This window comes from Paenibacillus sp. AR247, assembly GCF_002968895.1.
Lineage (GTDB): Bacteria > Bacillota > Bacilli > Paenibacillales > Paenibacillaceae > Paenibacillus_AQ > Paenibacillus_AQ favisporus.
Genome location: NZ_PCZT01000012.1, coordinates 99,919 through 113,438, shown reverse-complemented (window position 1 = coordinate 113,438; position 13,520 = coordinate 99,919). Strand labels below are relative to the sequence as shown.

The 13,520-nt window shown below is 53.5% G+C and carries 12 protein-coding genes and 2 pseudogenes; 4 read left to right on the top strand and 10 right to left on the bottom strand.

Annotated elements, in window-relative coordinates:
* The coding region (locus tag CPT76_RS21810; RefSeq protein ID WP_374954705.1) for a carbohydrate ABC transporter permease at positions 1-396 on the bottom strand (396 nt) is incomplete at its 3' end.
* A gap of 16 nt (positions 397-412) precedes the next feature.
* Positions 413-1,549: an ABC transporter substrate-binding protein gene (locus CPT76_RS21805; RefSeq protein ID WP_105444455.1), complete on the bottom strand. Its 1,137-nt coding sequence runs from the start codon at positions 1,547-1,549 to the stop codon at positions 413-415.
* Positions 1,550-1,955: 406 nt separating this feature from the next.
* Here CPT76_RS21805 and CPT76_RS21800 point away from each other — a divergent pair, with 406 nt between their 5' ends.
* Both CPT76_RS21800 and CPT76_RS21795 read left to right on the top strand, forming a co-directional pair.
* Positions 1,956-2,972: a LacI family DNA-binding transcriptional regulator gene (locus tag CPT76_RS21800; protein WP_089548270.1), complete on the top strand. Its 1,017-nt coding sequence runs from the start codon at positions 1,956-1,958 to the stop codon at positions 2,970-2,972.
* 236 nt (positions 2,973-3,208) lie between these two features.
* Positions 3,209-3,571, top strand: coding sequence for a winged helix-turn-helix transcriptional regulator (locus CPT76_RS21795; protein ID WP_105444454.1), 363 nt, complete (start codon positions 3,209-3,211; stop codon positions 3,569-3,571).
* 166 nt (positions 3,572-3,737) lie between these two features.
* On the opposite strand, the gene CPT76_RS21790 is transcribed toward CPT76_RS21795, so the two are convergent.
* The 7 genes and pseudogenes from CPT76_RS21790 to CPT76_RS21760 form a co-directional block, all read right to left on the bottom strand.
* A complete protein-coding gene (locus CPT76_RS21790; protein WP_258168733.1) occupies positions 3,738-4,910 on the bottom strand; it encodes an MFS transporter in 1,173 nt (390 codons plus the stop codon).
* Between the two features lie 340 nt (positions 4,911-5,250).
* Entirely contained in the window at positions 5,251-5,952 is a 702-nt protein-coding gene (sigK, locus tag CPT76_RS21785; RefSeq protein ID WP_076169711.1) for an RNA polymerase sporulation sigma factor SigK, read from the bottom strand.
* Positions 5,953-6,088: 136 nt separating this feature from the next.
* Positions 6,089-6,694: an NAD(P)/FAD-dependent oxidoreductase gene (locus CPT76_RS21780; protein WP_258168732.1), complete on the bottom strand. Its 606-nt coding sequence runs from the start codon at positions 6,692-6,694 to the stop codon at positions 6,089-6,091.
* A gap of 796 nt (positions 6,695-7,490) precedes the next feature.
* A pseudogene (locus CPT76_RS21775) lies at positions 7,491-9,724 on the bottom strand (heavy metal translocating P-type ATPase); the annotation flags it as partial.
* 28 nt (positions 9,725-9,752) lie between these two features.
* Positions 9,753-9,953: a cation transporter gene (locus CPT76_RS21770; RefSeq protein WP_105444453.1), complete on the bottom strand. Its 201-nt coding sequence runs from the start codon at positions 9,951-9,953 to the stop codon at positions 9,753-9,755.
* 203 nt (positions 9,954-10,156) lie between these two features.
* The gene (locus CPT76_RS21765; RefSeq protein WP_089550326.1) at positions 10,157-10,474 is read right to left on the bottom strand and encodes a metal-sensitive transcriptional regulator; all 318 of its coding nucleotides are present in this window, start codon (positions 10,472-10,474) and stop codon (positions 10,157-10,159) included.
* Between the two features lie 162 nt (positions 10,475-10,636).
* Positions 10,637-11,710 (bottom strand): lactonase family protein, encoded by a 1,074-nt coding sequence (locus tag CPT76_RS21760; RefSeq protein WP_105444708.1) that lies wholly within the window; start codon positions 11,708-11,710, stop codon positions 10,637-10,639.
* 369 nt (positions 11,711-12,079) lie between these two features.
* Between CPT76_RS21760 and CPT76_RS21755 the strand changes: the two genes are divergently transcribed.
* A complete protein-coding gene (locus CPT76_RS21755) occupies positions 12,080-12,829 on the top strand; it encodes an SDR family NAD(P)-dependent oxidoreductase (RefSeq protein ID WP_105444452.1) in 750 nt (249 codons plus the stop codon).
* Between the two features lie 143 nt (positions 12,830-12,972).
* Positions 12,973-13,383, top strand: coding sequence for a GNAT family N-acetyltransferase (locus CPT76_RS21750; protein WP_105444451.1), 411 nt, complete (start codon positions 12,973-12,975; stop codon positions 13,381-13,383).
* Positions 13,384-13,420: 37 nt separating this feature from the next.
* Here CPT76_RS21750 and CPT76_RS40285 read toward each other — a convergent pair.
* Positions 13,421-13,520 (bottom strand): annotated as a pseudogene (locus CPT76_RS40285) (pentapeptide repeat-containing protein); the annotation flags it as partial.

The window sequence follows — 13,520 nt, the reverse complement described above, 5'->3', positions numbered from 1 at the left end:
CAGAAAAAAGACGGTGCGCATCAGGTTCCGCAGCCAACCCGTACGGATCCGCTGGATCGCGACGGCAAACATCAAGGTGATAAGGATATTGACCGCAACGGCAATGACGACGAACTTAAAGGTGACCCACAGCGACTTGATAAAAATGGAATCTCCCAGCATGCGGATATAATTGTCCGCCCCGACGAACAGCGCGCTTGCGCTGAGCGGATTATACTTAAATACCGATAGTCCCAAACTCCATCCAATAGGAATGAAAGCGAATACACCGAATAGCAGCAGGATCGGCGCCAGCGATAAATAGATGAACCAGCGGCCCCTTCCTTTCTCCTCTCTGCGGTTCGGGGTACCGGGGACGATCCCTGGACTGCTGCTTGCTGCAGCATCATGCTTCATGCGAACACCACTCCGATCATTTATGTTGATCCTGACTGTCGTTGATGGTTTTTTCGATCTGCTGCAGACCGCTTTCCACCGATTCCTGGCCGGTCGCCATCAATTGGAAATGATCATTGATCGTTTTAAAGAAAAAGTCCCGGTCGGCAATGGGCCCGATCCACTGACCCAGCTCCAAAATATCCAGCGATGTTTTCATATAAGGATTCGCTTTGACGTAATCGGGATTTTGCGCCACCGCTTTTTTGGCCGGAACCGTAAACGTGCCCTGGTTCCACTCAAGCAGATTATCGTCGGATGACATGAATTTGATAAAATCGACGGCCGCTTCCTGATGCTTGCCCTTCTGGGACGCTACAAGGCCCCAGCCAGATTCGGCCGCATAAGAAGGCGGATTCGTCGTAAAGGAAGGAACGGGCACATACTCAAAGTCTTTCACCTTGTATGTATTCAGCCCTGCAGCAATCGTCCATGGACCCCGGTAGGTCATCGCCGAGCTGCCTTGAAAGAAGTAGTCTGAGGTGTCAAGTTCACCGCCAAACGTGGTGAGGTCCGCCACTTTATCGGTAGCGATCAAAGAGGTTAAGGCGGTCATCGCCTTTTGTGCTTCAGGGGTTTGAAAGTTCACATGGTCGTTATCTCCCCAATACTTGCCGTTTTGCTGCAGAATCAAGGAAAGGAACGTGAAGGTGATGTTGTCGCTGGAGACGAAATCGAATCCCTTCACCTTGATGCCGTTCGCATCCCGCACCGTCAGCTTCTTGGCGTCTTCGACCAGTTCATCCCATGTGGCCGGAGGGGTCGCGATGCCCTGATCCTTCAGCATTTGCGGGTGAATCAGCATTCCGCCGTTTTCGATGTTAAATTCGAGCGGCAGTCCATACAGCTTGTCGTTCAACGTGTATCCTCCGAGCGGGGCTTCGTAATACTCCTGCCGCAGCTGCTCGGCCTCCGGGATCTCCACAAGCGCCCCGTTTCTTGAATATTCCGGTACCCAGGTACCGAACATTTCTGCGATATCGGGCGGGTTTTTGGCGGAGAAGGATGCCTTGAGCTTCTGATTGTACACGTCGTAAGGGAAAGTTTGGTAGGCGATCTCAATGTCGGGATGCAGGGATTGATACTTGGCGATCAGCGCTTTATAAGCGTTCATAATGGCATCTTCCTGATGACTCCAAAACACAAGTTTGGTTTTGCCTGTTGAACCGGCAGAGGTGGCGGAAGCATCAGAGCCGTCATTCTTTGCGCAACCAATCAGCAAAAATAACATGCAAATTAGAGCAAAAACAGAGAAACTTTTGAAATATCGCAATGACATAACCCCTTTCCCTTTACTTTTTTGTCTTATATCACCTCAATCTCATGAAAATCATACCTCTGATGAAAAAGTTAGTCAATCAATTTTTGCAAGAATTTTGCAATAATTTTGTTGTAATTTGCACATCATTATTATCGTTTTTCAGTTGACCTGTGATTTTATTTTACTTAACATATAGAGTAAGCAATCCAAAAGACAGGTTTTGCAGAATCCTCATCTGACATTAAAGGCAGGTCATGACATGCCCACATTAAAAGATATTGCCGAACGCGTCGGCGTCTCCATATCGACCGTTTCCCGCGTACTGGCCGACGATTCGAACCGATCCTCAAGCAGCGGGACCAAGCGGAAGATCTGGGACGCGGCGCAGGAGCTCGGATACATGGCGAAGGTGCCGCCCCAGGACCAGGCCGCAGTCAAAAAAATCGGATGCGTCGTATCCACCATGCAGGGACGGCGCTACCATCCCTATTTTTCGGTTATTTTTGAGGGAATTGAGAAGGAACTGGCCCGTCACGGATACCAGATCGCTTTTACCTACACGCAAGAAGATTTGCAAAAAAATGAAATTTTGCAGCAAATCTCCGGCAAAGATTCAATCGACGGTTTAATCGTGATCGAGGGCATTGAGCCCAAATTATACAGCTATCTCAAAAAACACGTTCCGCATGTCGTCGGAATCGACGTTTCCGATCCGAGCATCCCGACCATTTCGTACGACCGCGTCGAAGCGGCGTCGATCGCCGTCAAGCATTTGACCGGGCAGGGCCACCGCGAGATTATGTTTATCGGAGGTACAGGCTTGTCCGGCCAATTCGACCGGGAGAAAAGGTACCGGGGGTACAAGCAGGCTCTGGAGCAGGCCGGCTTGCCGGTTCAGCCGGAGTATGTGCTGAATGCCGAATGGGAGCCCGACCGGGCCTACCGCCTTATGCTGACCTTTTTGGAGGAGCATCAGGGTAAGCTCCCGACGGCGGTCTTCGCGGCCAGTGACATCATGGCGATGGCCGCCATGCGGGCCATTTCCGAGAAAGGCTACCGCATGCCCCAGGACTTCGCCGTCGTCGGCTTCGACGACAACGAACCGTCACGCTATACCGTTCCTCCGCTCTCCACCATTCATATTCCGACGTTTGAGATCGGCGTCATGGCCGCGCGAACGATCCTGCAGATCACCGGGGATCCCTTCCCGCTGCCGGTCAAAATCGTGCTGCCGTATGAACCGATCTTCCGCCAGTCCAGCATTTGGCAGGTATAGTCGCAGCGCAAAGTCAACTGATCCATGTGCGCTGCACAAAATCACTCGGCGAAAACTTCCAATGTATTTTTGCCATACCTCTTGACGACCACCTTCATTAATTTATGTACTAGTCGATCCAGAAGTTCTTGACAAGGGGCATGGTTCAACATAATATATGGAATGACTGATCTATAATTTGACTGAACTGGAAAACCCATGGTTTTTCTATTCTTCTGTAGGGGATGTGTCGACAGATGATAACCTTTAGAGACAAAACATATCGCTGTACCTCGGAAATTATACTAAGCTTAGTTAGCGGTAAATGGAAGATATCCATATTAAACGAATTAGTTAATGGCCCGGTACGGTTTAATCAGCTGCAGCGGCTGCTTCCCGAAGCGACCCAACGCATGCTTACGATGCAGCTGCGGATGCTGGAAAACGACGGACTCATTATTCGCAAGGTTTACCCGGTTTCGCCACCAAAAGTGGAATACGGCTTGTCCGAGCTGGGCGAACAATTTGCTCCCATGCTCACGATGTTATGCGATTTTGGCACTACCTATATCCAAAGTTATCCCGATGAAGTATCCTACACCAGCCAAAAGCATGCCTAAACAGCGCTTCGAATGTGGAAAACAGAGGTACCCTGGGTGGGTACCTCTTCATCTTATAATACCTGATCACGAACTTCCTTCGTATTGGTGCGCAGCCCATTTTTCTCTCTAGATACGCTTCGTGTTCCACGATCTAAACGATAGGTGATCCAAGCCAGCACGGCTGCTAAAACGCCATCATTCCGCCGGACCAGGAAAGATCAATGAGCTCCATATTCTTCGTGACGAAACCTCCCAAAGCGGATCCCATCGCGATCCCGACATTGATGGATACGGAAGTTAAGGAGGAAGCCAAGTCTTTGGCCTCAGGAACGTGCCGATCGGCCCAATACATGAAATACAGCTGCATCGTCGAGTTCATAAGGTATACTGCGAGGGCGATCAATGAGATGCTGACGAGCCCCCCGGCAAGCGAGCCGGAAGATACATAAAGCGACGCGAGAATGACAGCCTGGGCCAGGAAAATATAGCGAATTTTTCCCATCCCGCCACCGACAGCCAGCTTCCCCCCGATTAAAGTGCTAAAGATGGACACGATACCATAAAGCAAAAAGACTAGGCTAATATACCGTGCCGGCACAAAAAGCACATCCTGGAGCATAGGAGCTAAATACGTATAGACGCTATAAGTTGCCGCAATGCTAAATGCAGGAATAAAGAAAGCAAGCACAATTCTGGGATAGGTAAATAATCGAAGTTGGTTTTTGAGTGAACTCCGCGCCCCCTTCAGTCCCCTGGGAATCGTTGCAAAGCTTGCTATCAGTGAAACAATCCCCAATAGTGTGGTAAACCAGTAAGACATGTGCCACCCGCCCCATTGCCCGATGAAAGTTCCAAGGGGGACGCCAAGAACGCTGGCCACGGTGAAGCCCGTAAAGATGATCGAGATCACAGGCCCTCTTTTTTCCGGTGGCAGCGCTTCACTGGCCACAGCCATTGCAAGTGCAATCAGGACGCCAGTAACCACGGCGGTAATCACTCTGGAAAACAGAAGCAAACCATAGGATCCGGATATCGCCGTGATCATATTCCCGATAATAAATACGCCGATCAAAGCAAGGATGAGCGGGCGCTTGGAGAATCGGCTGAATAACGCCGTGAAGATCGGGGTACCGATGGCAAAAGACAGGGCAAAGGCTGACACCAAGGAGCCTGCGATCGATATGGCGATCTTCATGTCCGAGGCCACTTCGGTTAACAATCCGACCATCACAAATTCACTGGTTCCCAGGACAAAAGTCAATAAAAATAAATTCAAAGTCAGAAGCTTATGTTGTCTAGTCAATATAAATCCCCTCCTACTCCTATCTCTATGGACAGTGACGTTCTTATCTTTCAAAGTAAGCTAATATTTCTGCATACCTTCGCACCTCACCTGTGATTTAAACGACCGTACCGCTCGGCGAAATCTGGATCGATCGTTCTATATGTAAGATTATCAAGTTCCACTACGCCTGAATAGTACGCACTTTTTTGTATGGTCCGATCATTTTTGTAAGGTAGGATACTTTTTGATACTGGATTATGGGAGTCATTAAAGACCATCGGCGAGAAAAAGAAAAAGGCCCGTGACGTTAAACGCCACGAGCCTTCGGACTATTAATCATTACTTTATCTACTCAAACTCACTGCTTCCTATGTCAATTAGACAAAAGCATCGGTGTTTCCTGCGCTGAAAGCTATTGCTTGGATTTATAAAATTCATGGTACAGCTTCATTAGGGCACGCTTCTCGATCCGCGACACGTAGCTGCGGCTGATGCCCAGCTCCCTGGCGATTTCGCGCTGCGTCCGTTCTTCACCGCCGTGCTCCAGGCCGAAGCGGCCTTTGATGACCTCCTGCTCGCGCTCATCGAGAATGTCCAGGTTCCGGTAGATTTTGCTCTTCTCGATCTTGAGCTGGACCATGTCGGCCACGTCGTCCGCCTCACTGCCCAAAATATCAATCAACGTGATTTCATTTCCCTCTTTATCCGTTCCGATCGGATCGTGCAGGGAAACGTCTTTCCTCGTTTTCTTCAAGGAACGCAAATGCATCAGGATTTCATTTTCGATGCAGCGGGCTGCGAACGTGGCCAGCTTCGTGCCTTTATTTGCCTGAAAGCTCTCAATAGCTTTGATGAGCCCGATGGTACCGATCGAGATCAGATCCTCCAGATCCTCGCCGGTATTATCGAATTTTTTCACTATGTGCGCCACCAGCCGCAGATTATGCTCGATCAGCATATTGCGGGCGTGGGCGTCTCCTTCCGCCATCAATTGAAGGTACTTACTTTCCTCTTTCTCTGTCAGCGGCTGCGGAAAGGCGTTGTTTTTGACGTACGATACCAGTAGCGTTAATTCTTTAATGAAAAGGGCGATAAAGCTGAAAAGTCCGGGCAAAGATGACACCTCCTGCTGAATGACTGGGCACCGCGAAAACATGGCTGCTGCTTCCTGCTGTTAGGCTGCGGTCTGTTCATTCTATGTGGGCGAAGGCCCATCTGTGCCTGTACGTATAAAAGAAAATGCTGCCGCTTTAGGCCTGCCTTGCTTGCGAGGATGTTTCCCCGGCGGCGCCCTCTGCGGCTTCGCGCAGCTTCTCGAGGGTAAACCGCTGGACAAAGCGGCGGTAGGACTCCTTCCTTTTTCCATGCTCCTGAAACTGGGCAATGAGCCGGGTAACGGCCGGAATCAGCTGTTCCGCCTGAAGCCCCGTCAAGAGCAGCTTGGCCAATTCAGCCTTGATCCCTTTCGGCTCACCTCCGACATAGAGATCGTAGCTGTCTTTCATCTTGACGACGGCGATATCCTTCAGCAGCGGTTCGCTGGTTCCGAGTGCGCAGCCGGCGTACCCGATCCTCAGCGGACTCGGTACCGCTATGCCCGCGATCGCCAGATCCAGAGCTCTCGCCACATCCAAACCGGCCTCTTCCGCTCCGCGGCAAAATTGGCAAGCGATCAGGCTCTTGGTCACAAAACCCGCCGGGTGAATTTGAAGCCCGGCGGCCCTGAGTTCCTCCTGAACATCTGCCAGACGTTCTTCTTCTGCCGTCACGTACAGCTGTTTGAAGCCGGTCATTTCCACGTCGACGACTCTGTCGGCAATGCCGCCGATCGCTGCTAGCTGTTTCGGGGAGAACACGGTCCCCCGACCCCGAAGCCGGGGGTAACCGCAAATTTGCGCTGACCCAACCTTCCTCACTCCTTATCGCTTCGATGAATATACCTGGTACCTGGTGACAGCCGGCAGCAGATTACGGCACGTTCACGACAAAGGGAACGGTAATGACACGTCCGTCGCGCTGGAACTGCCCCCATATTTTATAGATGCCGGCGTGCGGAAAGGTCGTCATAAACTCGGCCTTTGGCCCGGAGCCTTTTTCATCCATCGGATGGACGTGCAGGTACTGCTCCGCATCTTCGGACAGGATGACCACGTGTCCGACAGCGCCCAGGTACGGCTGCAGGTCGGTGACCGGTGCGCCGGTCTCGGCATCCTCGATCGTATACGTGAGCATCAGCTCCTGCCCTGCCGCAAGTCGGTCAAAATCCAGGGTCACCCGCAGTCCGTCCACCGTTTTGACCCGCTCTCCGTCCGGCTTCACGGGAACAGCCGGCAGCGGTGCACCCTTCACCTGAAGCCACGCCGATTTATTCATCGCGCCTCCGCCTTCCGGAACAAAGTCGGCGATCAGCTTGTAATCTCCGCCTGCGGGGAAGCGGTTATTCACTTCAAACACGCCGCCGCCCTGGTACTCCGGATGAATATGGTGAAAGTATGAAAGATCTTTGCTGACGATAATGAGATGCTCTTTTTGTTCATGCGTCGTTTCGAAGGATTCAATCGCCTTGCCGTCATGCGTAAATGCCATGGTGATCTTCGTATCCACGCCGGCTTCCGGCGCTTGGCCATCTGCGTACGTCCAGCTGACGTTCACGCGCATCAGCGTCACGTCCGCCGCTTCCATGGCGACGTCCGTCCCTGTTCCGATGGCCATGCCAATGTCGGCTTGCGCCAAGGCTGGGGCATCGTTGATGCCGTCGCCGACCATCGCCACTTTTTTGCCAAGCGACTGCAGCTTTTTGACTTCGGCGGCTTTCCCTTCCGGCAGAACCTCCGCAAGCACCTCGTCAATGCCCGCCTGCCGGGCGATCGCTTGGGCGGTGCGTTCATTGTCCCCAGTGATCATGACCACTTGAATGCCTAAGCCTTTCAACCGGCCGACTGCCGCCTTGGAGCTTTCCTTGATCGTATCCGCAACGGCGATCAGTCCGGTGTACCGGCCGTCTACTGCGACGAGCATCGCCGTTTTGCCCTCTTCCTCCAGCTTCGTCATGCTGCTCTCGGCATCCTGGGCAAGGATGCCATGCTTCTCCATCAGCTTGCGGGTTCCGGCGAGCACCTCACGGCCGTCCACGACGGCCCGGATACCGTAACCCGGGATCGCCTCGAATTCCCCGGCTTCGGTAAGCGTAATGCCGCGGGCCTTGATGCCGTCTACGATGGCCTCAGCGAGCGGATGCTCCGAAGACTTCTCCGCCGAGCCGGCCAACCGCAGAAACTCTCGCTCATCCATTGATGCAGTGAGCACATCGGTCAGCTCCGGCTTCCCTTTCGTGACCGTGCCCGTTTTGTCCAGGATGACCGTATTGATGCGGTGCGTCGACTCCAGATACTCGCCGCCCTTAAACAGGACGCCCAGCTCGGCGGCGCGGCCCGAACCGGCCATGATCGACGTCGGTGTCGCGAGTCCGAGGGCACATGGGCAGGCGATAACCAGAACCGCAATCGCCTTCTCCAGCGCACTGGCAAAGTCGTACGGGGCAACCCAGAAGTACCAGACGACGAACGTCAGGAGGGCAATACCGACCACGATCGGGACGAAGATGCCGGAGATGACGTCGGCTACCCGCTGGATCGGCGCCTTCGAGCCCTGCGCTTCCTCCACCACTTTGATAATTTGCGCGAGGGCCGTTTCCCGGCCGACCTTCGTCGCCTGAATTTTGAGCCGTCCATTTTTGTTGACGGTCGCCCCGAATACGGAATCCCCGGCCTTTTTCTCAACCGGTATGCTCTCGCCGGTCAGCATCGATTCGTTGACTGCCGACGCCCCTTCGAGCACGAGTCCGTCCACCGGTATTTTTTCGCCCGGCTTCACAAGGACGATGTCCCCGACCAGAACCTCTTCGACCGGAACGGTGAGCTCTTCGCCGTTTCTGATGACGACGGCGTTCTTCGCCTGCAGCCCCATCAGCGTTTTGATCGCTTCGGACGTCCGTCCTTTCGCAAGCAGCTCGAACAGCTTACCCATAATGACCAGTGTGATCAGCACGGCGCTTGTTTCATAATACATTTCTGGGCCGTGATGAAGGCTTCCGCCTCCGGCAGCCCACTCGATGGTTAAATAGAGGCTGTAAAAGTAGGCTGCCGACGTGCCCAAGCTGACCAGAACGTCCATGTTGGCGCTTTTGTTGCGAGGGCGTTGAACGCCCCTTTATAGAACTGCCTTCCGATATAAAACTGCACCGGGGTGGCGATTGCGAGCTGGAACCAAGGGTTCATGAACAGCTCCGGCATCCAGATCCAGGACAGGAAGGAGAAGTGGCTGACCATGGACCACAGCAGCGGCAGAGACAGGAGAGCGGAGATCAGCAGCTTGCGCTTCTGCTGCGTGATTACCCGGCTGCGCTGCTCTGCCGGATCGGCGGTCTGTTCCCGCTTGGGAGTCGCCTTGTATCCCAGCTTGTCGATCCGCTTCTCCATGTCGCCCGCGTTGACTTCCAGCGGGTTAAATTCCACTCTGGCCGTCTCCATCGCAAAATTGACGTTGGCGCTCTTTACCCCAGGCATCTTGTTGAGCGTTTTTTCAATTTTGACCGCACAAGCCGCGCAGTACATCCCGGTAATATCCAGATCGACTACTTCTTTGGCCGTATCGTACCCCAGCTTCTTGACGGCCTCCTCCATATGATCCGTGCTGGTCCGTTCCGGATCATACGCAACCGTGGCTCGCTCCATCGCAAAATTCACGTTGGCCTCAGACACGCCATCCAGCTTTTTCAGCCCCTTCTCAATCCGGTTGGCACGTGCGGCACAAGTCATGCCAGTGATCTGCAAAGACGCTTGCTCCTGCTGCTTCAGCTGCTCCTGCTCCCTACCGTATGTTTCCATTGCAACAACACCCCGTTTCATTTATTCGTTAGGCAACCTCATAGCCATGATCTTCAATGGCTTCCTTAATGGATTGAAGCGACAGCTTTCCGCTGTCATACGCGACCGTGACTGACCCGTCGGCCAAGTTGACATTGCCGTCCGCACCCAGCGCCTTCATCGCGCCTTCGATGGAATTGACGCAGTGCATGCAGGACATGCCGTTGACTTGTAATGTAACTTGGTTCATATATCATCTCTCCTCGGATCGTTATTGTTGAAAGATGGTATTGGGCAAGAGGCCGAATTATTGATCACCATCTCCTTGTCACGTAGTATACCCCCCTACCCTATAATAAGTCAACCATTATTTTACTATCCCCCCCTAATCTATATTTTTGCCTACAAAAAAAGGATTCTTTCGAATCCTTAGGTCATCCGAGCTGTATTCGATTATTTCATCAATTTATTGATCGTTATGAGCAGCTCGTCTATTACTTCATTCTCCCCGTCCTGAATGCGTTCGATCAGGCAGCTCTTCATATGATGCTCAAGCAGCAGCTTGCTGACCCCGTTCAAAGCGGATTGGACCGACGAAATCTGGTTCAGCACGTCGTCGCAGTACGTATCCTTTTCGATTAAGCCTTTAATGCCGCGGATCTGCCCCTCGATCCGGTTCAAGCGGCTGATCAGGTTGTTTTTCGTTTTGGGGGAATGGTGGCTCTTCCGTTCGCCTGTTCCGCAAGACTCGTGCTTGACGGATTCTTCCATGGTCTCTTCCACACGCATCCATCCTTTCTTACTGGCTATCTCTATTGTACCATCCGTTTCCCCGATTGATGAGTCCGGATCGTGCATCCGGTGCCTGGATTCGTAAAGATCCTTGATCAGCCGGGCATCGAAAGCCCGCCGGACCTTCAGGGGAATATGGATTTAGAAGCGGACGGCCCACACGCAGACCGGCTTGGACACTTCTACCGAATGGCCTGTATACGTTAATTTGCCGGTCTTCTGGTCTACGGTGAAGAGCGTCAGGTTATTCGTATCCCGGTTAGCCGCGATCACATGCTTACCGCCGGGAACGATGGAAAAATGGCGCGGGTGTTGGCCTTCCGTCGACACGTGCTGCACCGTTGTCAGCTTGCCTGATTCCGGATCGACCGCGTAGACGACAATGCTGTCGTGACCGCGGTTTGAGCCGTACAGGAACCGGCCGTCGGCAGAAATCGTAATTTCCGCGCAGCCGTTAGCCCCCGTCCACTCGGCAGGCAGCGTCGGCACGGTTTCCAGCGTCTCGAGCGTTCCGTGTTCCGCATCGTATTGAAAGGCCGTAACCGTCGAATTCAATTCATTGATCACATACGCGAATTTTCCGTTCGGATGAAAAGTCAGATGGCGCGGTCCGGCGCCTTTCTCCACCCGGGCGTCGCTCACAGGCACGAGCTTGCCTTCGGCTTCGTCGATCCGGTATGTACGGATGAGATCCAGACCAAGGTCACACGCGAGCAAAAAGCGCTGATCCGGGCTGTAGAACGAGGAATGCAGATGCGGAGCCACTCCGCTGTAGTCGCCTTGTCCGACATGCTGCTGGATGTCCAGCACGCTTCCCACCTTGCCGCCGGCGGCAAGCTCCACCAGGCTGATCGTGCCTTTATGATAGCTTGTCAGCGTCAAATATTTGCTGTTTGCGCTCCGCTGAATGTGGCATGCCGGACCGTTCAGTGCGTACGCCCGGCTGGCTTCGGTCAGCTTGCCTGTTTCCGGATCGATCGTATAAGCTGCGGCGTCGCTCGTCTTCGTTCCATCTTCGGCTGCAGTTTCACTGATCGCGTACAGCAGGTTTCCCGCCTGATCCACGTTCAGGAACGTCGGATTTTTGTTGCCGTCCACCTTGTCGAGCAGCGTCAGCTCGCCTTTCCCTTCATTCAATTCGTATACGTAGATTCCGTCGGATGCCGCTTCGGCATATGAACCGACGAACACCAGCATGCGATCGTTTGCTGTCATGATCACTTCGCCTCTCTCTTTGTGTTTGTATAAATGATTGTATCATTGTTAGTGGAATACGGCAAAAAGGGCTCAGCCTTCTTTTTCACCCACCCATAAGGGAAAAGGACGGATCATCGGGTCCATGGTGTAATTATCCTCGGGAAGGAACATAGTAATACGGTCTGTGTTATTGGCGGATGCGTGTAACGGGGATTGCTGCATCAATGGCGGATCTGTTCCAACGTCATACAGTCATTATAGTACGGGCGACATCATCCTTAAACATAAGGAATATCTGGGACCACAGTCGGACGTAAAAATCATTACAGCGCTTCGGATAGAGCGATCGAACGCAAACAAACCCAACATCAGGAGGCTGATCAAACCATGAAATTAGCGGATCATACGATTCTCGTCAATGGGGGCGCCGCGGGTATCGGCAGGGGGGTCGTTATGGCTCTCGCCAAAGAGGGCGCCAGGGTCGCCTTTTTCGACAGCAGCGAAGAAAAGGGACGCATCACGGAGAAGGAGGTTAGCGAAAGAGCGGAATGCATGTTTGTGAAAGTCAACCTGCTCGATAAAGATGAGGTCGCTCAAGGCTTCAAGCAGGTTATCGGAAGGTTCAAAACGCTCCACGGATTGGTGAACTGCGCGCAGGCTTCAAGGAACGTGCCCTTTCTGGATACGACTGAAGAAGAGCTCAGACTGGCGCTGCACACAGGTTTTCTGCCCGCTTTTCATCTGATGAAATGGAGCTACCCCTATTTAAAAGAAACGCAGGGCTCGATCGTGAACTTTGCGTCCGGAGCGGCGCTCGAAGGCATGCCCACGCAAACCTCCTACGCAGCCGCCAAGGAAGCCCTGCGCGGCATTTCCCGCGTGGCAGCTAAGGAATGGGGGCCGGATCAGATCAATGTCAACATCGTCTGCCCGATTGCAGCCTCCGAAGGCGTGCTGGAATGGAAAGAGAAGATGCCCGAAGCTTACGAGAAAATGGTCAACAACATCCCTTTGCGGCGGCTTGGCGACTGCGAACACGACGTCGGCCGGGTCGTCTGCTTCCTGCTAAGCAGGGACGCCAAATTTATTACCGGGCAAACCATCATGGTTGACGGCGGCACCATGATGCTGCGGTAGCGTTCAAGCTTGATGGGGAAACAGCATCCCGCTGCGTGGCTTGGCGGTTGCGAGCATCGCGTTGCAAGCCAGGTCGTGCTTACCTGTTGAGCCGTGACGCCTTTCATAGCTTCAGATATACTTGGGAGCAAAGGAGTGAGATGATGAATTCACACATTCAGCTTGAACACAATATCCCGGAAGCCGAGGAGTATAACAAGCTGCGGGTAAAGGCCGGCCTCAGTCCCAAGGACATCGAAGCCTCCCGCAGGGGACTTCAGGGCTCCCTCTTCATCGTGACCCTCCGCCTGGAAGGGAAACTGATCGGCATGGGCCGAGTCATCGGGGACGGCGGCTGCATGTACCACGTCGTGGACATCGCCGTTGATCCCGATCATCAAGGCCAGGGCCTGGGCAAGCGGATCATGGCCGAAATCACCGGCTACCTGGACCATAACGCTCCGTCCACCGCCTATGTCAGCCTGATCGCCGATGTGCCGGCCGACCGGCTGTACCGGCAGTTCGGCTTCGAGGAGACGGCGCCGGCATCGGTCGGCATGTACAGGCGGTTCTAAGGCGGAGCGGCCATCGGCGGCAGTCTCGGCCATGGTCCTAGTCCACCTTGGCGCCGTAGGCCCGGGCTACGCCGACCGCCTGCTCCAGGTCGATCCGCACCCCGGTGAGGTCGATCGACCGGAAATCAAAGCGGTCC

Excerpts from the sequence above, each read along its gene's own strand:
- CPT76_RS21765 (WP_089550326.1), bottom strand. The coding sequence starts at position 10,474 with ATGGAAGAATCCGTCAAGCACGAGTCTTGCGGAACAGGCGAACGGAAG.
- CPT76_RS21800 (WP_089548270.1), top strand. The coding sequence starts at position 1,956 with ATGCCCACATTAAAAGATATTGCCGAACGCGTCGGCGTCTCCATATCG.
- CPT76_RS21770 (WP_105444453.1), bottom strand. The coding sequence starts at position 9,953 with ATGAACCAAGTTACATTACAAGTCAACGGCATGTCCTGCATGCACTGC.
- CPT76_RS21760 (WP_105444708.1), bottom strand. The coding sequence starts at position 11,710 with ATGACAGCAAACGATCGCATGCTGGTGTTCGTCGGTTCATATGCCGAA.
- CPT76_RS21795 (WP_105444454.1), top strand. The coding sequence starts at position 3,209 with ATGATAACCTTTAGAGACAAAACATATCGCTGTACCTCGGAAATTATA.
- CPT76_RS21750 (WP_105444451.1), top strand. The coding sequence starts at position 12,973 with ATGAATTCACACATTCAGCTTGAACACAATATCCCGGAAGCCGAGGAG.
- CPT76_RS21755 (WP_105444452.1), top strand. The coding sequence starts at position 12,080 with ATGAAATTAGCGGATCATACGATTCTCGTCAATGGGGGCGCCGCGGGT.
- CPT76_RS21805 (WP_105444455.1), bottom strand. The coding sequence starts at position 1,549 with ATGAACGCTTATAAAGCGCTGATCGCCAAGTATCAATCCCTGCATCCC.